The 19,928-nt window shown below is 68.7% G+C and carries 25 protein-coding genes and 2 pseudogenes; 18 read left to right on the top strand and 9 right to left on the bottom strand.

Features of this window, described 5'->3' with window-relative positions; genetic code table 11:
• Positions 1–31 precede the first annotated feature (31 nt).
• Positions 32–283, bottom strand: a pseudogene (locus tag ACIOGZ_RS38970) (HAD family hydrolase); the annotation flags it as partial.
• 32 nt (positions 284–315) lie between these two features.
• Here ACIOGZ_RS38970 and ACIOGZ_RS38965 point away from each other — a divergent pair.
• From ACIOGZ_RS38965 to ACIOGZ_RS38950, 4 genes are all read left to right on the top strand, one after another.
• The gene (locus ACIOGZ_RS38965) at positions 316–978 is read left to right on the top strand and encodes a response regulator (RefSeq protein ID WP_400989443.1); all 663 of its coding nucleotides are present in this window, start codon (positions 316–318) and stop codon (positions 976–978) included.
• 120 nt (positions 979–1,098) lie between these two features.
• Positions 1,099–2,076 carry an acyltransferase family protein gene (locus ACIOGZ_RS38960; RefSeq protein ID WP_400989416.1) on the top strand — a complete coding sequence of 326 codons (978 nt, stop codon included), beginning with the start codon at positions 1,099–1,101 and terminating at the stop codon, positions 2,074–2,076.
• A complete protein-coding gene (locus tag ACIOGZ_RS38955) occupies positions 2,069–3,250 on the top strand; it encodes a sensor histidine kinase (protein ID WP_400989415.1) in 1,182 nt (393 codons plus the stop codon). Before ACIOGZ_RS38960 ends, ACIOGZ_RS38955 begins: the two co-directional genes overlap by 8 nt.
• A gap of 124 nt (positions 3,251–3,374) precedes the next feature.
• Positions 3,375–3,755, top strand: a complete 381-nt coding sequence (locus ACIOGZ_RS38950) for a hypothetical protein (RefSeq protein WP_363586142.1) — start codon at positions 3,375–3,377, stop codon at positions 3,753–3,755.
• Positions 3,756–4,097: 342 nt separating this feature from the next.
• Here the strand turns inward: ACIOGZ_RS38950 and ACIOGZ_RS38945 are convergent, their stop codons facing one another.
• Positions 4,098–4,511 (bottom strand): hypothetical protein, encoded by a 414-nt coding sequence (locus tag ACIOGZ_RS38945; RefSeq protein ID WP_400989413.1) that lies wholly within the window; start codon positions 4,509–4,511, stop codon positions 4,098–4,100.
• Positions 4,512–4,550: 39 nt separating this feature from the next.
• Positions 4,551–4,853, bottom strand: a complete 303-nt coding sequence (locus tag ACIOGZ_RS38940) for a hypothetical protein (RefSeq protein ID WP_400812458.1) — start codon at positions 4,851–4,853, stop codon at positions 4,551–4,553.
• Between the two features lie 101 nt (positions 4,854–4,954).
• Here ACIOGZ_RS38940 and ACIOGZ_RS38935 point away from each other — a divergent pair, with 101 nt between their 5' ends.
• Positions 4,955–5,335, top strand: coding sequence for a hypothetical protein (locus tag ACIOGZ_RS38935; protein WP_400812440.1), 381 nt, complete (start codon positions 4,955–4,957; stop codon positions 5,333–5,335).
• Between the two features lie 19 nt (positions 5,336–5,354).
• Here ACIOGZ_RS38935 and ACIOGZ_RS38930 read toward each other — a convergent pair whose 3' ends face one another.
• On the bottom strand, positions 5,355–6,260 hold the full coding sequence (locus ACIOGZ_RS38930) for a hypothetical protein (protein ID WP_400989411.1): 906 nt from the start codon (positions 6,258–6,260) through the stop codon (positions 5,355–5,357).
• On the opposite strand from ACIOGZ_RS38930, the pseudogene ACIOGZ_RS38925 reads away from it, so the two are divergent.
• Positions 6,247–6,420 (top strand): annotated as a pseudogene (locus ACIOGZ_RS38925) (IS630 family transposase); the annotation flags it as partial. The gene ACIOGZ_RS38930 and the pseudogene ACIOGZ_RS38925 overlap by 14 nt on opposite strands.
• A gap of 34 nt (positions 6,421–6,454) precedes the next feature.
• Here ACIOGZ_RS38925 and ACIOGZ_RS38920 read toward each other — a convergent pair.
• The 4 genes from ACIOGZ_RS38920 to ACIOGZ_RS38905 all read right to left on the bottom strand — a co-directional run bounded on the left by ACIOGZ_RS38920 (position 6,455) and on the right by ACIOGZ_RS38905 (position 8,556).
• Positions 6,455–6,868 (bottom strand): hypothetical protein, encoded by a 414-nt coding sequence (locus ACIOGZ_RS38920; RefSeq protein ID WP_363633622.1) that lies wholly within the window; start codon positions 6,866–6,868, stop codon positions 6,455–6,457.
• Between the two features lie 72 nt (positions 6,869–6,940).
• Complete coding sequence (locus ACIOGZ_RS38915) at positions 6,941–7,459, bottom strand: DUF4240 domain-containing protein (protein ID WP_363633620.1); 519 nt, start codon at positions 7,457–7,459, stop codon at positions 6,941–6,943.
• 153 nt (positions 7,460–7,612) lie between these two features.
• Positions 7,613–7,978, bottom strand: coding sequence for a hypothetical protein (locus tag ACIOGZ_RS38910; protein ID WP_363633618.1), 366 nt, complete (start codon positions 7,976–7,978; stop codon positions 7,613–7,615).
• A 311-nt stretch (positions 7,979–8,289) separates the two neighbouring features.
• Complete coding sequence (locus ACIOGZ_RS38905) at positions 8,290–8,556, bottom strand: hypothetical protein (RefSeq protein WP_363633616.1); 267 nt, start codon at positions 8,554–8,556, stop codon at positions 8,290–8,292.
• Between the two features lie 934 nt (positions 8,557–9,490).
• Here ACIOGZ_RS38905 and ACIOGZ_RS38900 point away from each other — a divergent pair.
• The 7 genes from ACIOGZ_RS38900 (at position 9,491) to ACIOGZ_RS38870 (ending at position 14,746) form a co-directional block, all read left to right on the top strand.
• Positions 9,491–9,943 (top strand): hypothetical protein, encoded by a 453-nt coding sequence (locus ACIOGZ_RS38900; protein WP_363633615.1) that lies wholly within the window; start codon positions 9,491–9,493, stop codon positions 9,941–9,943.
• Positions 9,944–9,993: 50 nt separating this feature from the next.
• Positions 9,994–10,590 carry a hypothetical protein gene (locus tag ACIOGZ_RS38895; protein WP_363633613.1) on the top strand — a complete coding sequence of 199 codons (597 nt, stop codon included), beginning with the start codon at positions 9,994–9,996 and terminating at the stop codon, positions 10,588–10,590.
• A 252-nt stretch (positions 10,591–10,842) separates the two neighbouring features.
• Entirely contained in the window at positions 10,843–12,219 is a 1,377-nt protein-coding gene (gene rho / locus ACIOGZ_RS38890) for a transcription termination factor Rho (protein WP_400989409.1), read from the top strand.
• 102 nt (positions 12,220–12,321) lie between these two features.
• Entirely contained in the window at positions 12,322–12,759 is a 438-nt protein-coding gene (locus ACIOGZ_RS38885; protein WP_400989444.1) for a hypothetical protein, read from the top strand.
• A gap of 124 nt (positions 12,760–12,883) precedes the next feature.
• Positions 12,884–13,192, top strand: coding sequence for a hypothetical protein (locus ACIOGZ_RS38880; protein WP_363586104.1), 309 nt, complete (start codon positions 12,884–12,886; stop codon positions 13,190–13,192).
• Between the two features lie 560 nt (positions 13,193–13,752).
• Positions 13,753–14,088 (top strand): hypothetical protein, encoded by a 336-nt coding sequence (locus ACIOGZ_RS38875; RefSeq protein WP_400989408.1) that lies wholly within the window; start codon positions 13,753–13,755, stop codon positions 14,086–14,088.
• Between the two features lie 205 nt (positions 14,089–14,293).
• Positions 14,294–14,746: a hypothetical protein gene (locus ACIOGZ_RS38870; RefSeq protein WP_363586106.1), complete on the top strand. Its 453-nt coding sequence runs from the start codon at positions 14,294–14,296 to the stop codon at positions 14,744–14,746.
• A 523-nt stretch (positions 14,747–15,269) separates the two neighbouring features.
• On the opposite strand, the gene ACIOGZ_RS38865 is transcribed toward ACIOGZ_RS38870, so the two are convergent.
• Positions 15,270–15,809 (bottom strand): CGNR zinc finger domain-containing protein, encoded by a 540-nt coding sequence (locus tag ACIOGZ_RS38865; protein ID WP_363607682.1) that lies wholly within the window; start codon positions 15,807–15,809, stop codon positions 15,270–15,272.
• Between the two features lie 124 nt (positions 15,810–15,933).
• Between ACIOGZ_RS38865 and ACIOGZ_RS38860 the strand changes: the two genes are divergently transcribed.
• From ACIOGZ_RS38860 to ACIOGZ_RS38840, 5 genes are all read left to right on the top strand, one after another.
• Positions 15,934–17,217 carry an MFS transporter gene (locus ACIOGZ_RS38860; RefSeq protein ID WP_400812578.1) on the top strand — a complete coding sequence of 428 codons (1,284 nt, stop codon included), beginning with the start codon at positions 15,934–15,936 and terminating at the stop codon, positions 17,215–17,217.
• Between the two features lie 290 nt (positions 17,218–17,507).
• A complete protein-coding gene (locus ACIOGZ_RS38855; RefSeq protein ID WP_400989406.1) occupies positions 17,508–18,098 on the top strand; it encodes a hypothetical protein in 591 nt (196 codons plus the stop codon).
• On the top strand, positions 18,095–18,346 hold the full coding sequence (locus ACIOGZ_RS38850; RefSeq protein WP_400812574.1) for a hypothetical protein: 252 nt from the start codon (positions 18,095–18,097) through the stop codon (positions 18,344–18,346). The genes ACIOGZ_RS38855 and ACIOGZ_RS38850 overlap by 4 nt, the downstream gene beginning before the upstream one ends.
• A complete protein-coding gene (locus ACIOGZ_RS38845) occupies positions 18,336–18,965 on the top strand; it encodes a Fic family protein (RefSeq protein ID WP_400812572.1) in 630 nt (209 codons plus the stop codon). The genes ACIOGZ_RS38850 and ACIOGZ_RS38845 overlap by 11 nt, the downstream gene beginning before the upstream one ends.
• A gap of 170 nt (positions 18,966–19,135) precedes the next feature.
• Positions 19,136–19,747 (top strand): hypothetical protein, encoded by a 612-nt coding sequence (locus tag ACIOGZ_RS38840; protein ID WP_400989404.1) that lies wholly within the window; start codon positions 19,136–19,138, stop codon positions 19,745–19,747.
• Positions 19,748–19,928: the final 181 nt, after the last annotated feature.

The following is a 19,928-nucleotide window of genomic DNA, read 5'->3' as shown; positions in this document are numbered from 1 at the left end:
TGGCGCGGGGGCTGGGGCGCTGGACCCAGATGGCGTTGATGCCGGCGGCTTGGGCTCCGGCGATGTCCGCGTGGGGGTTGTCGCCGACCATCCACAGCGGGCCGGGGCCGGCCGCCAGCCGGGCGAGGCGGAATGTCTCCGGGTGGGGCTTCTCGTGGCCGGTGGCGGCCGAGTTGATGGTGGCCGTCAGCCTTGGGGTGACGCCGAGGGCGTGGAGGATGGCGGGCAGCTCGGGGACGTGGTTCGACACGACGATGTGCTGCCACCCGGCGGACCGGAGCACCCCGGTCCGACGCTATGACAGAATTCCTGGCTGTGACCATTCGATTACTGCTCGCAGACGACCAGGAGATGGTCCGCCGCGGAATGCGGCGGATCCTTGAGAACCAACCGGACATGGAGGTGGTCGGCGAAGCAGCGGACGGCGTCGCCGCGGTCGAAGCGGCGCGCCGGCTCCAGCCGGACGTGGCGCTGGTGGACATCCGGATGCCACGCATGGACGGCCTGGAGGTGGTCCGCCTGATCGCCGGCCCCTCGGCGACGCCTCCGATCAAGGTGGTCGTCGTCACCACCTTCGATCTGGACGAATACGTGTACCCGGCGCTGCGCCACGGCGCCTCCGGATTTCTGCTCAAGCGCTCGGGCCCGACCTTGCTGGTCGAGGCGGTCCGGGCCGCGGTGGCGGGCGATAGTCTGATCAGCCCTTCCATCACGGTCCGGCTGCTCAAGCACGTCACCGGCGTCCGTCCGGGCGGCCCGGCCATGGCCGAGTCGCTGACCGGGCGGGAGACAGAGATCGCGGGGAAGGTGGCCGAGGGGAAGACGAACTCCGACATCGCCGGGGAACTGTTCATCTCGGCGGGCACGGTGAAGACCCACGTGGCGAGCATTCAGCGCAAGCTGGGCGTCAAGAACAGGGTCGGAATCGCCGTGCGCGTCTTCGAGATGGGATACGCGACCGGTCGATTGGCCGAGTGAGGTGTTCCTTCGCTCGTCGAGTGCCGAAGTCATCGCGGATCAGGGTGGCCGGTCCGGTGCACATGCGGCACCGAAACGGCGAAAGGCACCCCCATGCACGATCGAACAAACCGAACCCGATTGGACTCACTGACCGGTCTGCGATTCCTCGCGATGATTCCGGTCTTCCTCTTCCACAGTTCGTTGGAGGGAATCTTCGACAACGCCCGGACGGACTGGGACTACCTGAACGCCCTCGGCACCTCCGGGCACGTCGCGGTGTCGTACTTCTTCGTCCTCAGCGGATTCGTGCTGACCTGGTCGTACCGCCCGGCCGACGGCGTCGGCAGATTCTGGCGCCGGCGGCTGTTCAGAATCTTCCCCAGCCACTGGGTCGCCCTGGTGGCGGTGATCCTGCTGATCGGCCACTACGGCGACCTGACCGACTGGTCAGGACTCGGCGCCCAGGCCCTGCTGCTCCAGGCGTGGGTGCCCGACCCCTCGTACTTCGACGTCGGCAACACCGTCACCTGGTCGCTCTCGGCGGACCTGGCCGTCTACGCGCTCTTCCCGCTGCTGTACCGGCTGATCGAGCGGATCCGGCCGGGTCTGCTCTGGCTCTGGGCCGGAGCCTGCGTGCTGGTCACCGTCCTGGTGCCGGTGGTGGCGCAGAACTTCGTCACGGACGACCGCCCCATGCCGCTCTTCGGGGTGTCGATCGACCAGTACTGGGTGGTGTACTTCTTCCCGCTCACCCGCCTGGCGGAGTGCCTGCTCGGGATGCTGCTGGCGCGGATCGTGCTGACGGGCCGCTGGATCGACTGGATGCGACCGCTCGTGGCGGTGCCGCTGCTCGTGGTCGGCTACGTGATCGGGCAGCAACTGCCGTACCTGTACCGGCTCAGCGTGGCCAGGGTGAGCCCGATGGGCCTGCTTGCTCACGGCCTCTCTCGCCGCCGGGGAGATGGCCGGGCGGCGCATCGTGCTCAACTATGCTGTCCGGTCGTGCCGAAAAGATCTGCCGAACGACAGATGCCTGACGATCGGTCATCTGTCGGGGGGCGCACCGTTCCCCTGCCGTGCGTAGGCTCGGCCCGTGCAGACCGAACTGATGCCTGATGCACATCGCCGCCGCACGGTGTGTGCGACGGCGACGGCACTGATCGCGGCTCCGGCGGTGATCGCCCCACCGAGTGCGTGGATCGTGGTCGTGGTCGCCGTCGCGGCGATGGCGACCGCGATCCTGCGCCGGCCGCTGGGTCCGGTCGCCCCGGTCCTGGCGGCCGGCCTGGTCGCGGGGCTCTCGCTCGTCACGGACGCCGTCTATCCCGGACCGCGGGGGTTGGTGCTGCCGTGGCTCCCGGTCGAATTCGCGGCCATGCTGGTGCTGACCTGGCGGGTGATCCGGCGGGCGCCGGTCCGCCAAGCTGCCCTGGTCGGTTCGGCGTTGGCACTCGCCCTGATGGCCCTCCCGCTGCGCTTCACCCTCCGGCTGCCGCAGACGGTCCTCGCGCCGTCGGTGGTCGCCGTCGCCATGGCGACGTTCCCGGTGGCCTGCGCCGTCGGCGTCGGGCTCTACCTGCGGGTCCAGGACGACCAGCGGGCCCGCGCCGTCCAGCGCGCCCGCCGGGAGCAGCGGCTCGACGTGGGCAGGGATCTCCACGACTTCGTCGCCCACGAGCTGACCGGGATCCTGCTGGAGGTCCAGGCCGCCCAGGTCAGCGCCTACGACGAAGAACAGAGCAGAGAGCTCCTGTCCCGCCTGGAGGCGGCCGGCCTGCGGGCACTGGACTCGATGGACCACACCCTGCAGACGCTGCGCGGCCCGGAGGCACCCACGCTCGCCGAACCTCCGCCGACCAAGGTCCACGGCCTCGCCGACCTCCCGGAGCTGGTGGAGCGCTTCCTGGCGTCCGGCACGACCGGCGGCTCCCTCGAACTGGAGCCGGGCCTGGAGGGAGCCGCTCCGCGCGAGATCCAGGACGCGGCCTACCGCGTCGTCCTGGAGGCGCTGACCAACGTCCGCCGGCACGCCCCGAGCGCGGCCCGGCTGGAGGTGGAGGTGGTTCGCGTCCCGGGCCCCGCCCTGCGGGTCACCGTCACCGACAGCGGACGGCAGGGCGGCCCCGGCGGTCTGCTGGCCCGCCGCCCCGGCGGCGGTGGCACCGGCCTGGCCGGCTTGTCCGAGCGGATCGGCGCCCTCGGCGGCGACCTGTCCGCCGGCCCGCACGCCCGCGGCTGGCGCGTCCGCGGGGAACTGCCGCTGCGACCCGACCGGACGGGCCGGGGCTGACCGGTCCCGACGGCTCGGAGACCGCCCGCGTCCGGCGCGAATATCTGCCGAACGGCAGATGGCAGGCGGCCGCGGATCGGCGAGGATCTCCACCGTGCCCGATCCCAGACTCCCGGAGGTACCGGTGATTTCTCGCCCGAAGGCGACACCCGCCCTGCTCGCTCTCGCCGTGGCCGCCCTCATCCCGTTGACGGGCTGCGCCAAGGCCTCGGACGCCGCGCCCGAGGACAAGGCCTTCGAGTTCAGCGGCAAGTCCCTGAACGTGAAGGCGCACGGCATCCCCACCGACCTCGTCCCGGCCGACCGCAAGGACGTCAAGGTCACCCGCTGGTTCGACAAGGCCAAGGTCGGTGACGCCAAGGAGATCTGGACGCTGGAGGACGGAACCCTCGAACTCCAGGCGCAGTGCACCGGACTGGCCAACTGCGACGCCAAGTTCCGGGTGGAGGTGCCCCGCGGCGTCGCCGTGACGCGCGACGGCAAGGAGACGGACCTCAAGGGCTGAGGCCGACCGGTCCGACGGGGAAGAGAGAGACGATGCTCGAACTACCGGTGGTTTGTTATACCGGGGAGTAGAGATCAAGTGGGCGGCCGGTGGCGACGGCGTCGATGAGGGCTTGGAGTTCGGGTGGTGGGGGTGCGTTGGTCCGGGCGCGCCAGCAGCGTTGGAGGGTGATCCAGGGGTCGAGCCAGGCCCGGACGGCGCGGATGGCTTTGGGCCAGCAGGCCGGGTGGGGCTGGTGGGGTCGGTGTGGGCCCCTGTAGGATCTCGCGGCTCGTGTCATAGAGCACAGCCCTGACCAGGGAGTTCCTGGGCTGTCTCAGCCCATGTCCGGGTGCTCGTATCTCAGTTCAGTGGCATTTCCTCAGGGTCTGGATCAGCAGCCATCCGTTCCACCCACTCGCGCTGGGTCACTGCTCGCTCGATGCGGCTGACGATGTCCTTCTTGGACGCCGTGTCCAAGGTCTCCGGAAGCTTGTCGAAGGTCTCGGGAAGGACGTCGAGCAGACCCCAGATCTGTTCGCCGGTCCTGACGGTCAGCAGTTGCTGACACCTCCACTGCAGCGGCACCTCGGGACGGTGCCTCAGCCGCTGTATGAGCGTAGGGAACAGGTAGTGCGCCGCCTCTGCGGCGAGGTGCTCTTGAAGCCAGTCGACCGGGAGCCGCTGGCTGAAGCCGTGCATGGCGGCCTCCTGGGCCAGGTCCAGGAGCTGAGCGGTGTCGACGGCTCGGACGGTGCGGGGAAGGGTCGGGGTCATGCCGAGATGATGCCAGGAAGCCTCCGCAGGGCCGAGAGGTCAGCAGGGCCGGGATGCAATCTGCCGACGGGCAGGACCCCAGACTTCCTCGAACTCCTCGGCGGTGAGTTGCTCGGGGTCGTGGCCTTCCCATTCTGAGACGGGCAGCTCGGCTGTGATCCCGAACCTGCCGTCGTACTCATCGAGGCGGCCTGCGTCGTGGGCCTGCTGCCATTCGTCGAGGGAGGCTGCTGCGATCGGGGTCAGCTCCGGCCCTTGGAGTTCGACCTGCCGGGTCACCCAGCCTTCGGCGTCCACCTCGAAGTAGAACCAGACATCTTCCTCGCCCCAGTAGCAGCGCATCCATGTGTTCACGAGCCCATAATGGCGGTGCTTTGCTCTCCAACTGCTGCGGCGTCGAATTCCTGTTGGATGGTCATCCGGAGTACTGGGATGCTCCTGCTGTGACCACAACGACGGGCAATCTGCAGGCCGAGGCCGGATGGGACGGCCCCTATTACCGTGCCCGGGCCGAAGGATTCGAGGCGCTGTTTCTCCCGAGCCCTGATGAGGTGCTCGACGAGGTCTGCAACGTCGATGCTGAGGTCCACCTCCCCGATGGCTCGCGCTGGAGCGCGACGATCTTCACGATGGCTGAGGTCGACCGGTTGATGAAGAGGTGGGAGGAGACGGGAGAAGCGGCAGGTGGTCGACGCTTCTGGAGCTCGGACGGACTGATCGTTAGAGATCCCGGCATCCGAGGCATGGTGAGTGTGATCGCCGAGTTGCTTGCGTCAGGAGAGTTCGAAGGGGCCTTTCATCGCCTGGACGACTCGAAGAGGTGACTTGCCAGCTCGACCGCAATCAGTCGATGGCCGATTCGGGTCGGCTTCCTCCGCGTGATCGGAGCGGGACGCCGAGGATCTTCGCCCAACGTCGCATGTTCGCGGGGCTCATGGCCTTCTCCTGCGCGAGGTCGGCGAGGCTGCGCTGGTGGTGGACGTACTGGTCGTAGAGCCAGGTGCGATCGATGACCGTGCGGGCTGTCCGGTGTCGGCGAAGGGGGATGGCGTACTCGTTCGCGAGCCGGGTCAGGGTGATGCGGTTGAGTCCGAAGCCCTCAGCGATCTCGCCGAGGCTTCGCCGTTCGTCGCAGTAGAGACGTGTCAACTCTTCTCGGGAGAGTGCGGCTTGGGCTGCGGCGATGGCTCGTCCGCGTGCTCGGAACTGGTGAGCGGTCAGCGGTGGAGGCGATGGTGGATGCCGCTGAAGAAGGTGCCGAAGGACTTCGACGGAGGTGGCGAGCTGCTCGGCGATGGTGCTGATGTTGCTCTGCGCCGCCATGACCAGTTCGTGCATCAGCTCGATGTCCACTGCGGCGGGATCAGGGCCGGGCAGGTCGAGGCCGTCCATGAGCGAGGTGGGTGGATGCCAGGTGACCGGCTCGTCCCGGATTCCTTGATCGTCAAGGAATGCCTGGGCGGCGTTGTCCAGTGCGTCGGCGAGGGCGGGGGTGAGGCTGGCCGTGAACTCGTTCAGATATGTGCGTCTTGGAGTGTCCGTGATGGTGTAGGCGGCCGGGGAGAGATGCGCTGGCATGCCGCTGATCCGTTGGAAGAGCAGGTTGCGGGCGACCTGGTGGCGGTGCTCACGGCCGAGTGGGGCCCCGGTGCGGCGGCAGATCTGTTTCCAGTCGGTGGCGATGAGGAGCTGGTCGTAGTCGATGCGGCGCCTGCGGGCGTAATCGATGGGCGATTCGGGCCACCCCAACCACACCGTGCTGGCCCGAAAACGCCAGGCCTACCTCCGTTGGCGCAACGCCAACAACCGCCACCCCGACGTCCTGGCCGCCCAACGCGCGGAGCGAGCCCGCGTGCGCAGTGAGAAGGGCATCCGCTGGGGCGGACGCTCCCTGGCCACAGCCGCATGACACGACCGAAACGGGCGCAACTGCAACGGCCCGGTCAAGCAGCAAACAGGTGCAGCTTGAACGGCGAACCGTTGGAGTTGGGCGTCCAGCCTTTCGACCGCGCGGCCCGAATGCCTGCGGCGACTTCCCGCGGCAGGACGACCTCAGCCGGCACCATGTCCGGGTTGAGGACGGCCGGCCGTCCGGTTTCCACGACGAGCGTCGTTCCGGGGCGGGTCGCGTCCTCCGCCACGTAGCCCAAGGTGCTGCCTTCGTAGTCGCAGCACAAGTGTTGCCTGCTCACCCGCCAGCGGTACTCGACGCCGTCGACGACGATGCGGCGGGAACCCTTCTTGGCCAATGCCACTGTGTTGCCTTTCAGTCTTTGCGGCTTCTCCCGCATCTGTACGGGCCGCTGTCGGTGGGGGCTGTCGTCGCGGCCTCGTCCGTTCGGGAAGGACGAGGCCACGGGGCGGTTCGTGCTGTCGGCCGGGGCCTGCTGATCTCGGGAACCTCTCGCTACAAGCCAAGGCGGCTGCCGTCAGTCCTCGTCGCCCTCCTCGTCATCGTCATCCTTTTCGAGGCAGAGCGCCGCGAGCCGGGGCAGCCGCCGCCGCATCTCGCCGTCGTCTTCGAAATCCCACTTCTCGCCCATGTCAGGCTCGATGTCCTCGCGCTTCGGCCGCGAGGCCGCCCGGGCCTCCTGCGCGTCGTAGTAGCTGTCCTTGACTCCGGTGACCCGGGCATAGGCTCCCAGCGCCGCGTAGTTGGCATCCTCCTGGAGGAGCGCCTCCTCCAGGTCGTCGACGGAGCCGGAGCTGTCGACCAGCGGGTGGTCGGCGAGGGAGTCCGGCGCGGCCGCCACTCGCTCGAACCACTCCCGGCCGAGGCTGATGAGGCCCGCGCGGAAGTCGATGAAGCCGTCGTCGGAGAACCAGCCGCCGATCAGGTAGGAGGCTGCCCACACGTCCCAGCGGTAGACGGATTCGTGGACCGCGTGGAAGCGCTCGTCATAGTCGAGGATGCGCTCCAACGGCAGTTCGGCCAGGACGTCGGTCAACGCCTCGTCGAAGGGCTTGTATCCGTCGCCGCGCGCGCCGTCTCGATGATGGTCCAGAACTCGTCGGTCTCCATGGCCGGGACTATGCCAGACCCCGCTGACAGGACACCAACGAGCGGGCGGCAGCGACTTGGTGGATGGTGATGGGGAGCTTCATCGGTTCTCCGGGATACGGCGGCTGACGTCGGCGGCGTAGGCGGCCCAGTCTCCGGCGGACGCTTTCTGCCACTGGACGGCGACTTGGATGTGGATGCCGAGCATGCGGGCCAGGATCGCGGCCGGGACCTCTTCGGCGAGGGCGAACAGGGCGGTGGACCGGGCCTGGCCTGGTTGGATTCCGACGGCGATCAGCCGTAGGCCGAGTCGGTCGGCGCTGATGTGTTGGCCTGGGCGTTGACCTGGAAACAGCCAAGGCGTCTGGTTGGCGTGTCCGATCACTGTGTAGGGGCGACGTGTTGCGATCAGGTCGAGGACGAGTGCGGCGAGTGGTTCGGGCAGGATGGTCGGGGAGGTTCCCATCTGGATCGAAACCCGGTCGTTCGCCTCTGTGACCTGATCGACGGTGAGGCTGCTGATCGTGCTGAGCCGTTGGGCGTAGAAGAGTAGGAGTAGTCCGGCGACCCGGTCGGCCGTGGTCAGCGTGGCGTCGTGGAGGAGCCTGCGGGCGTCGTCCCACCGGCCCTCGGAGTCGTGGGGGGCCGACCGGGCCCTGCCAGCGCTCGGCGCCGAAGGTCAGCCCCTTCGCCAGCCGGTTCTTGGTCGCCCAGCGGATGAAGTGGCCGGTCTGGTCGCGGTAGCTGAGGTCCTCGCCTGCTTTCCACTGGTCCAGGTCAGACTGGGTGCAGGTGGCGAGGGTCAGACCTCTGCCAGCCAGCCAGCCAGTCCAGGAAGTTGACTGCGGCGGTGATGTGGCTGCAGACGTTGGCTATCTGCAGGCGGGTGGCGTGGCCGGTGCCGAGGCGGCCCCGGAGGCGTCGTAGGTGGTGCCAGACCTCGTAGCGGTGCAGCATCGCCCGTTCCTCGTGACCGTCACGCGATGCGACGGTCCGGGATGCCCAGCGTTCGAGTTTCACGAGGCGCTCGGACCAGTAGTTCACCCGCGTCGAGCCCCTCGGCTCCGCCGGTACGAACCAGCGCCCTCGTTAGTGGGTATTGACGGCCGATAAACCGTACAGGAGGGCCAGGATGAGTTGGAAGGCTGCGGAGGCCGGGCGCCGCCACCAAAGGCACAGGCCGCCGGTGACCGATGTCGCCGCGAACGCGATGACCAGCCGATGGACAGCAGCACGGGTGCCGCATTGAGGCCCGCCGAGGGCCGCGCAGAATCCGTGCCCAAGCGCGGCCGAGACGACAGCGGCGAACAGGACGACATCCAGCGTCAGCAGATACGTTACGACGACCGGCGTGCTGTTCGAGCGATCCGACCGCTCTGGCCGCCGAAGCCTCGTGCACTCGGGCCGGCGAAGCCTCATGAGTCCCCCCGGGAAATGTGTGGCAGAGATGACCTTGCTGGCGCAGCACCGAAGACCGTACAGGCCGCGGCCGTTGGGCGCGATCGACCAGCCCCGGCGCCACATCACCCGAACCAGCCCATCCGCCACGAACTCCGCCCCGCAGCCGATCTCCCTCCGGAGCGAACGAGCGCTCCACGGCCCGGTCCCGCCCCTCGCGCCCTCACGGGCGCCCTCAACGATTGGTCAATCCCCATGCACTGCCCTGCCCTTCTTCCGGGAACCCACGCCCCCCGCCCCTTCCCGGGGGCACACCGGCCCGCAAACCCACGCGGAAACGCCTCCAGGAATCGCGAACACGCAGCGCAGACACGGACACGGGATGGGGCGCAGCACCGCGTACGGCGATCCGGCGACATGGAAGAGCTGGCCGCCACCCCACCGTGGGGCGGCCCTCGTCCGCAGAACACCGTGGACGGGCCACCGGACCGGCGGCTGCACTACGTGCGGTCGCGTTGGAGGCAGCTGCCGCTGTTCGAGATGGTCCGTGACCTGCGCGGAGTCCAGCCTGGCACCGCTCTTGGATCCGGAACTGTCCGCCGTCCTGGAAGCGCACGCCGCACGGATCGCGGAGCTGAGAGGCTGGCCTCCGCGCACGCTCGGCTCCGTCCGCAGGGGCATCCGCATCCTCTGCGTGGTTCACGAGATCGGTGAGCCGATCCGAGCGTCCACGATCGCCCAACTCACCCACAATGCGATCCCCTCCAACCACGTCCTGGAGGTCTTCGAGGACCTGGACGTGCTGCTGGACGACCGGCCCGACGCCGTGCAGACCTGGTGCGACGCGCGTCTGGACTTCCTTTCTGCCCGGGATACGGGCCGAGGTCGACGCCTGGGTCGCGGTTTCGCGCAACGGCACCCGGCGCTGGCTCCCTCGCTCCCAGCCCACGGTCGTTACCCAGATGAGGCTGGTCCGGCGGTTCCTGCGCGAGCGGACGTCGACCTACACGACACTGCGTCAGGTCACCCGTGACGACGTCGCCAATTGGCTGGCCGACCGCCCTAACCGACCGCCCTAACCGGGTGCACGAGGCCAGTGCCCTGCGGAGCCTGTTCAACGTGCTGAAGAAGGAACGGCTCGTCTTCGCCAACCCGATGCGAGGGGTGACAACCGGCAAGAACCACGCCGCGGTGCCGATTCCGTTCTCCGATCAGGAAGTCGACGCCGTCGCCCTCGCTGCCCGGCAGGATCCCGCCCTGCGCGTGGTCGTCGCCCTCGCGGGCGTCCACGCACTGCCCGCCCGGCGCATCCGTGCGCTCCAACTGGACGAGGTCGACCTGGCCGGCCGCCGCCTCGACCCGGACGGATTCGACCGGCCGCTGGACGACTACACCGCCGAGGCGATCGCCGACTACCCGGCCTACCGTCGTCGCCGCTGGCCCAACAGCACCAACCCTCACCTGCGGATCCGCCTGGACAGCCAACGGTGCCAACAGCACGCCGCCTGGCTGCCCAGGCCGCGAGGTGCTAAAATGCGCGACAGCGATACTGGACGCCCACCCTCAGGGTGCGGGAACCAGGCGCCACCGCACACCGGAGCACCCCACCGTGGCAGGCCCGGACACCGGAAAACCACCGCCCTCCTCCTGCTCCGTGCCTGGCACGACGGCAACACCTGAGAGCGCCCTGCCCGGCAGTGTCCCGGCGAACCCTCACCGGCAGGCAACCGACTCCCACCCGCCGCGGCCATGCAGGGCCGTGAGAACGCTGCCGCGCCCACGCCCATGCCGAGCGCTGCAGCTGAACCATGTTCCCGCTCCCCGCTCCCCGCTCCCCGCACCCGGCCGGCCGAGCCGCCCACCGCTGCGTGCCACTCACGCCGGGCCCGCCGGGCGCCGCCATACCCTTCGACACCACAGGAGTACCTCATCGTGACGACCACCACCGAACCGTCGACCACCAGGCCGCTGGACGGCCTGATGAAGACAGATCTCCACCAACTCGCCTGCGCCCTGGGCATTCCGCGCGCCGCCCGCCTACGTAAGGGCGAACTCGTTGAGGCGATCACCGCCAAGCGCTCCACCGGCCGGCCGCCGATGCCGACGGCCGGTCCCCGGCCCGCGGACGCCGAAAGCCGCGGCGGCCGGTCCGCACTGCCGTCGCCGCGAACGCGCAGCCGCTCCAACCGGCCGGCGCAGCCGGCCACCACCGTGGAAAGCGACCTCCTCCCAGTCGCCGGTGTGCTGGACATCCGCGAGGGGAGCGCCGTCCTGCGCGCCTCCGGCTACCTCCCCGGGTCCAGCGATGTTCACCTGCCCGCCGGCCAGGTGCGCGCACTGGGCCTGCGGCCCGGCGACGTCCTGACCGGCGCGACCCGCCCGCGTTCGGGCGGTGCCGCCCAGACGCCGCTGGCCCGCATCGACACGGTCAACGGCGACCCCATCGACAGGTCCCAATCCCGGCCCGCCTTCCATGAACTGACGCCGCTGTACCCGCAGGAGCAACTGTGTCTGGAGACCGACCAGCAGCAGCTGACCGGCCGCGTCATCGACCTGGTGGCCCCGATCGGGAAGGGCCGGCGCGGTCTGATCGTGGCGCCGCCGAAGGCCGGCAAGACGATCGTCCTCCAGACGGTCGCGGCGGCGATCGCCCGCAACCACCCCGAGGCGCACCTGATGGTCGTCCTGGTCGACGAGCGTCCGGAGGAGGTCACCGACATGCGGCGCGCGGTCAAGGGCGAGGTCATCGCTTCCACCTTCGACCGGCCCGCCCGTGAGCACATCGCCGTCGCCGAACTCGCAGTCGAACGCGCCAAGCGCCTCGTCGAACTCGGCCACGACGTCGTTGTGCTGCTCGACTCCATCACCCGCCTCGCCCGTGCCTACAACGCCACCGCACCCGCTCACGGACGGACCCTCTCGGGCGGCCTCGACGCCTCGGCACTCCAGCACCCGAAGAGGCTCTTCGGCGCGGCACGAAACATCGAGAACGGCGGCTCGCTGACCATCCTGGCCACCGCCCTCGTCGACACCGGCTCCCGCATGGACGACCTGATCTTCGAGGAGTTCAAGAGCACCGGCAACATGGAGCTCCGCCTCGACCGCCGCCTCGCCGACAAGCGCCTCTTCCCGGCAGTCGACGTCAAGGCCTCCGGCACCCGCCGCGAGGAACTCCTTCTCGGCCCCGCCCGCACGCCCGCGGCGTGGGCCTTGCGCCGGGCCCTGGGCGGCCTCAACGGCCAGCAGGCCACGGAACTGCTCCTGGACCGGCTGAAGCGGACCGCCAGCAACGCCGAGCTCCTTCGCTGACCAGGGACGATCTCAACCTGGTGGACACCGCCCCTCAATCCCCTGAAGCTGCCCACCATAATCAGGAGGAACAAGGAAGGCACGAGCTGCAACAATCAGCATATGACCAACCAGGAAATCCTCTTCGACTGCCGAGGCCACGCGTATCGCAGCGTGCTTGAAGTCGTCCCGTACATCGACGGAACACCGCTCACCGACTTGATCGACCAGTTCGAGACGGACGCTGAGATGCAACCATCGGGAGACGCCTATGGGGGCCTTATCCCGCAGTTCTTCCAGTTCGGCTCGATGGAAGACCACCAGCTCGCGCAACTGATCCGGGGCCACTGGAAGATTGAGGCCCTGCACCACGTCCGCGACACGACCTTCGCCGAGGACGCCTCCCAACTGCGAACCGGGAACGCTCCCCGCGCCATGGCGACCTGGCGCAACCTCGCTGTTGGAGCCCTGCGGCTGAGCGGCGTCAGGAACATTGCGGCCGGCCTCCGCCGCAACGCGCGCGACGCACGCCGGCCCCTCGCGCTCCTCGGCCTTGCGTGATCACAAAGCAGATGCCAAGCGACTGCGCCGAAGCTCTGGGCCAAACCCGGTGACACGCGTGTGCCGTACAGGGAGACTGGCGGCGACAGACATATACGAGCAGTCGAAGGCCGAAGGGCAAAGAGTGGCACTGGCGAAGAAGGGTTCCCGCCGGATTGTCGTCGACGGCGTCGAGTACCGCTGGCGAGTGAGCAGGAAACCGTGCTGCGACTACGACGGCATCACCTTGGGTTACATGGTGGAGGACGCGGCCTGTCCCGGAACGACGCTCGTCGTGGAGACCGGTCGGCCGGCCGTGCTCGAACCGAACATGGTGCCGGCTGAGGTCGTCCTACCGCGCGAAGTCGCCGCAGGTATTCGGGCCGCGCGGTCGAACGGCTGGACGCCCAGCTCCAACGGTTCGCCGTTCAAGCTGCACCTTTCCGCTGTCTGAACGGGCCGTACCGAAAGAGGCGCGGCAGCGCGGGCGGGCAACCGGTCTCCCACGGAATCCGAGCGTGGCGGGGCCTGGCCACGTGCTACGACGAGACCCACGACAGCTACATGGCGGGGCTCCAGCCGCGCGGATCGCGTGGGTCAGGTACCTGGGCCAGTCGCTCCAGCAGGCAGGGGACCTCCCCGGGAGCGGCGTCGGACTGCTCGCGTAGCTGGTCAAGGGCAGGCGGGATCGGGGATGCTGCGTCGGCAGGCACGGTCTTCCAGACAGGTCACGGGGCGTCGAGAACTCCATGATCTTGGAAGCCGTGCCTGTCCTGCCTTCAGGGCACCCACCAGCCAACAGATCACCACAAACCGGGCGTCCGTCAACTACGCCGAAGCCCTGGGCCGCTTGTCGTGTGCTGGGCGGGGAGGCTGGGTAGCGGTTTGGCCATGGGGAGTTGGATAGCGCCGGTGTTCGCGTTGGTGGGTGTGTGTCCGGGGGCCGTGGCGACGCATTTGGCGGAGCTGCGTCGGGCGCGGTGGGAGGAGCGTCGGTGGACGCGAGAGCTGAGGGTGCGTGTCTACGGCGAGTTCCTGACCGCGCTGGAGGAGACCGCGCAGGCGTTGCTGAAGGTGTTGCGGGCCTTGCCCCCGGGCGAGCGGGGTGAGGCTGTGCAGGAGGCGTTCACCGCCCATGGTCTGGGGGCGGTGCGGCAGCGGCTTCATGTTGTGGCGCCGGCGGACGTAGTGCTCGCCGCGGACGCGGTGTTTCGAGAGTTGAGCCGGAGCCGCGACATGGCGGACGGGTTCGACGCCCTTGGCATGGCCGCGTTGGACGAGGCGAAGGATCGTGCGGGTGACCTGAGGGACCGACTGCAGCAGTTGATGAGCGAGGACATTGGCAGGTAGAAGTCCAGGGTCGGCTGCTGGGTGGCTGTCAGGCCGCCTTGGTGGATGGCCTTCGTGGGGTTCAGCGGTCCGGCTGCCCTGTGTGTCAGTGGGGACGGGCAGGGTGTTGATCATGTTTAAGGGATGGTGGAATGTCCGGCCGGACGAGGAACGCGAGCAGTGGGTGCTGGAGCCGTTCACGGCTGTGGGACCGTTGCGTTTCGGTATGAGTGCTGACGAGGTGACGGACTCGATGAGTGGTGTCACCGCAGATGTCGAGCACCGCACGTGGACCGGCGGGCGGGGCGACAGCACTTGGAGGGTCAGTGAGGGTCTGTTCCGGGAGTTCGGGCCCCAGCTCTACTACCAGGACGAACGGCTGTCCGGTATCGTGGTCGACGCCCTGTGCGGCCCGCAGGTCACCGCGGAGGGGACCGCTCTCGTCGGGCGGGTGCCGTCCGTGCTGGAGCGGTGGATGCTGGAGCGCGCCGAGACGCGTCCGGACGACGAGCTCGCCTACATGAGCGCGGGTGTGCCCTGCTCGTACTCCCTCGGCTTGATGGTCAACGTCCAACGGGAGGGCGACCGTCTTCTTACCCGGCCGGTGTTCTTCCCCGCGGAGGCGCTCGACGACCTCCCCCACTGGTTCCCGCAGAGGGCTTGGGAGATCCACGACTGAGCGTCCCTGAACACAGCTGTACTGCACAGCTCTGACCGAGTGTGATGTGGCGGGGAGGGGCCTGGCTGCGCGTGTTGCGCCCGCTGCCCGGTCCGCCGGCCTCGGCTGCTCCCCGCCGTCCGCCGTCCGTGCCCGCTGCTGCGCCTGTGCCCTGCGTCCGTTGCCGGTGTGGCCTGCTGGCCCGTCGCCGGCGGGGCCGTGCCGGTGGGCTGGGTGGATCGATGGGCAGGGCATGGCCTGGGATGTGACGGAGTCGGGCTCGGGGCGGCATCGACGTCCGCAGGGTGAGAAGGCGTCGCGGATCTGGATCTGCGGTATCTGCGGCGAACGGTCGGTGTGCCCGCAGTTGGTCGGACCGCCTCGCCACGTGAAACCCGGTCCGGAGATCCATTACGGCCCGGTGCCTGCCGGACTCCCGGCCGACCAGGAGGCTGCTGTCGGCGTTCGCGTGAAAGTGCACAGCCCGGTACACACGAACGTGCACCACAATGCCCTACTCCCCAGGAACGCGGCCGACCGACGGCTAGATCGTCTGCCGTTGCCGGGACGCGTAGGACCGGCTCTTGTTGCGGTTCCCGCACACCTTCATCGAGCACCAGCGGCGGCTGCGGTTCTTCGACACATCCCAGAAAGCCCAACCGCAGGTGTGCTCTGCGCAGCGCTTGAGTCGGGCAGCATCCCCGGTCGTGACCAGCTCACTCCACGCGATCGCCAGCGTGGCCAGCGGCCCACACTCCGCCGGTAGCTCCGCCGCAGGGGTCAGTGAGCCGCGCACCGTGACCAGCACAGGGTGTTCGGCCAGCACCCGGTCCGCCGCGGCGAGCAGTTCCGCGTCGGGGGTGTCGCCGACATGGGCGCCCAACTCCTCGCGGATGCCTGCGCGAAGGGTCACATAGTTCTCGTGCACTTCAGTGGGGATCTCGCAGGGTGCGTCGAGCAGGCCGCGGTCCTTCAGCCAGTCGGCCAGTCCGGCCGGGGTGGCGATCTCATCATGTGCCTCTTCCACGTCGACCGTGTTGGCGAACGCCTCCACCAGGACGGCTGAGGCCGGTGGCTCCAGCATTGCGGGTCACCTCCTACAGGTTTCCACCACTCTACCGCCTAAACGTTTTACCGGTTGCGCGATGGCGGGGGTGTACGTCAAAGTGATCTCACCGGCTAAAGCGTTAGGTAGTTAGGGGATGGTCATGGTCACAGCGGTGCCTGAACGAACGCAGACCGACAAAAGCCTCGGCACGTCGACACTGGGGCCCTGCGCCCCACCAGACCCTGGTCGCCGCAACACCGCTGTCCTGGTCGGCTTCACCGCCGCGACCAACCTCGCCGACGGCGTGATGAAGATGGCCCTCCCCCTGCTCGCAGCCCAGCTCACCAGCTCTCCCGCCCAGGTCACCGCCGTCTCGTTGACCCTCACGCTGCCCTGGCTGCTTGTCGCCTTGCACATCGGCGTGATCGTCGACCGCTTCGACCGGAGGCGGCTGCTCTGGGGCGCAAATGGGATGCGGCTGGCTGCGATGGGCTGGCTCACCGTCTCAGCCGTTACCGGTGCCCTCACGCTCGGCCAGCTCTTCACCGCCGGGGTGATCCTCGGCGTCGCCGACGTACTGGCCTCGACCTCCGCCTCCGCTCTGGTACCGGCTGCGGTGCCGGCTGCGGGCCGGCAGCGCGCCAACGTCTGGATGGTGGGGGCCGAGACCGTGGGGCAGGAGTTCGCCGGGCCTTTCATCGGCGGGCTGCTGCTGGCCGCCGGGACGGGTCTCGCGCTGGGGCTGATAAGCGCCTCCTACGCGGTCGCTGCCCTGGCCCTGCTCCTGCTGGTGGGCCACTTCCGGGCCGACGGGCCCGCCCCGGACGCGGCTCCCGTCTCGGTCAACAGCCGGATCGCCGAGGGGCTGCGCTTCCTCTGGCGAGACGAGGTGCTGCGCACACTGTCGCTGGTCGTCGGCGTGCTCGCCGCCGTCTGGGGCGCCTGGCTGGCGCTCATGCCGCTCTACGCCCAGCAGGCCATGGAACTCGGACCGCAGCAGTACGGCATTGTGCTCAGCGCCCTCGGCATCGGCGGGCTGGCCGGCACGATGGCTGTGACCTGGGTGAACCGGCTGCTCGGTGTTCGCCGGGCGATGTTCGCCGACCTGATCGGCACCGCCGCGATGGTGGCGCTGCCCGCCCTGACCACCAACATCTGGGCAGTGGCGGGCGGTGCCTTCCTCGGCGGTATGGGCGGCACGCTCTGGACGGTCAACTCCCGGACCGTCGCCCAGCGCAAGGTCCCCGACGAGATGCTCGGCCGCTACGACGCGGCGGCTCGGCTCTTCAGCTTCGGCGCCATGCCGCTCGGTGCGGCTCTGGTGGGCCTGCTGGCCGAACTGGGCGGCATGCGGCTGGCCTTCGGGGTGTTCGCGGTAACCACAGCGGCGACGCCGGTGCTGTTCCTCAGGAACGTCACCCGGTCGGCCCTGGAATCCCGTTAGGAACGCACCTTCGGACCTTTCCGCGTTCCCCGCCCGATGCACCGGGCAGATGCGCCCCAAGGCGACACGGGACCCGGAAGGCCCGGAAGCATACCCCAGCCGCCTCCGGGAGAGGGCCCCGTTGACGGTGACGACTGTCCCGGATCCTGACCAGACGGGGGACCCTGGCGCCACAGCACTGGGCCAAAAAGCCGGGATGGCCGTGCACGTTCCGCTGTACCGGCCGGCGCACATTCGGGTGTACGCCGACAGCTGTCGGCGTACACGGGTAAGTGCTCAGGCAGGTACACGTGAATGTGCCCGGCTGGGTGAAGGCAGCCGGGCGGCGGGAGACGCAGGTCGGTGGTCAACAAATTGGGATGACAGGTCTCGATCTGGTCGGCATGATCGGTCAGTTGTTCCGTCATGTCTCACCTCGGAGGTACGCCACGTCCATCCACCGCGAACGAGCCTGGGACCTGCCGTGGTCCGCTGCTGCCCCCGGCCGGAACGCTTTCGACTGGGACGACGACGAGGCGGCGCGGCTGACGGCGCTGGTCGTTCCGATGGTGCCTCCCGTCGGTGCCGAGCGGATGGCGGGCTTTCGATTCATCGACGAGGTCACCGTGCTCCTGGTGTCCCGTTATGGCCGGTGGGCCTGCGGTTGGGACCATTCGAACCACCACGGCGGTCCCGTCGAGACCTGGTGCTGCGATTCGCACTCGGTCGGAGAGGCGTCGGAGACCGCCGAACGCGTCGTGACCTGCCTGCTGGAGTGGCGTGACTGGCTGGAGGACATGGCCGAGCGGTTCGAGCAGCTTGCACCCCTTCCCGGTACGGACTTGCACCCCTTCCCAGTACGGACGCCGAGGACCGCAGCTGGCACCTGGAACGCGCGGTGACCCGCCTGGTCACCGCGGTCGTCAACAGCACCCACGCCGAGTCGTCCTGGTACGGGATCTGCGAGACGACGCTGACCTGGTTCCTTACCTCCACCGGCCTGGGACTGGAAGAGGCGCAGAAGGCGGTGGAAGCCGCGATCGGCGGCCGGTTCAAGAGCCACAGTGCGCCCGCCCCGCCCCTGGTCGACACGGTGGGAGAGGACCTGGCGATTCGCCCGACCGGCCGCGGGTTCTACCGTGAGCGATGACGCGCTGGCCACGTGGTGCAAGGTCAGGGAGCAGGTCGACTGGTCCTCGGCCGCGAGCGTGCGCGCGGCACCGGTGTGCGCGGCCGTGGACGGACTCGCCGCCTGGTTCGACGGTCCGGTCCGCCTCCGCGACCCGGACCGCGCCGACCGGCTGCTCGCCGCGATGACCCTGTCCCGCGCCGATGCCTCACAGGGAGAGCCGCTCACCCCGACCCTTCTGGCCGGCTGGCAGAAGCTGGTCCTCGGTGTGAACGAGGTGCGCCTGCGTCAGAGCGACGCCTTCGCCAAGGACGGCCGGGAACGATACGGGCTCACGCCCCACACCTGGCAGGACTTCGCCGCTTGCCTACACCAGAGCGCCGCCCTGTCGGTCCCCCTGCCAGCCCGCGCGGCCAGGGCGTACCTCGGCATCGCCTTCTTCCACCCCTACCCGGACGGCAACGCCCGCCTGGCAGTACTGGTCCTCGCTCACGTCCTGGATACGGAGGGAGTACGCCTGGACGAAGTGGGGCCGCTGCAGACCACCCGCTACGCGGACGACCCGGACGGCGCCCTCGACCTGGCGGCCCTGGTCACCGTACTGATCCGCGCCACTCACCGCCGGGCAACCACACGGTGAGAGAAGGCTCCCGCCGAACCGGGCAGGTGAGCACGTTCAGCAGTACGCGGCTGAGCACTTACCCATGTACGCCGACAGGTGGGCCGCGCCTGATGCGTTGTCCCTGGTGGATGCGATGATCGCCGTTGCCAGCGTGAGCACGCTGGTTTCACGACTCGGGGGTGGCTCGTATGGACACGTGGCAAGAGCTTTCAGTGCTGGTGGAGGAGCGGCTGAAGGCGACATCGACCAGTGAACGTGGCGTGTTCGCTGCCGGTGTCGCGGAACGGCTCATGAACTGGCACGAGGCCCTGCCCGAGGACGAGCAGGCGCCGTTCACGGTGAGCCTTCGCCCCCTGTTGAACTCTGTGTGGGAGGGCGTTCTCGGCGACACGACGGCGTTCTCGGCAGTGAACCGCGGTGTCGCCGAGTACATGCTCAGCGAGTACTGCCACAACGACGGTCAGGACGGGCCCGATGATGCGGACGAGTCGGCCGCAACCGCGACGTTGTATGCCGCTCACGCCTATCTGTTCGGCTGCTACGACTTCGCCCATTGGACCAGCCGCCGGGCGGTGGAAGCCGTTGATCAACAGCTGGAGTACCTCGCCGAGCAGGAAGATGACGAGCTCGTCCCTGATTCGGACGAAGCTCTGGCCTCTGAGTTGCAGCGGCAGTTGCGGGATCTCGATCTCATCGCGAACTACTCGAAAGAGCTTCGCTACTCCAGCACGGGACTGCCCGTCGACACCTCGATCCGACTCCGCGTGGAGCTTCGAGCGCCCCTCTCCAACCGGGCGTGAGTGTCCCAGCGGTCGGACCTCCCATCCTCCACGCTGGGCCAAACTCCTACTGGCCTGCATCGACCTGATTGTTTGAGATGGATTGTCACCTTTTCGAGTGACGGCATCCGCCTCTCTGTCGTGGCCACCTACGAGGTGCTTCACCCTCGCAGGGAAGACGGGTTCTCGGTGCGACGGAGGC

Source organism: Kitasatospora sp. NPDC088160 (assembly GCF_044741445.1).
Taxonomy (GTDB): domain Bacteria; phylum Actinomycetota; class Actinomycetes; order Streptomycetales; family Streptomycetaceae; genus Kitasatospora.
The sequence above is the reverse complement of the archived record's forward strand: the minus strand, read 5'-3'. Positions and strand labels throughout refer to the sequence as shown.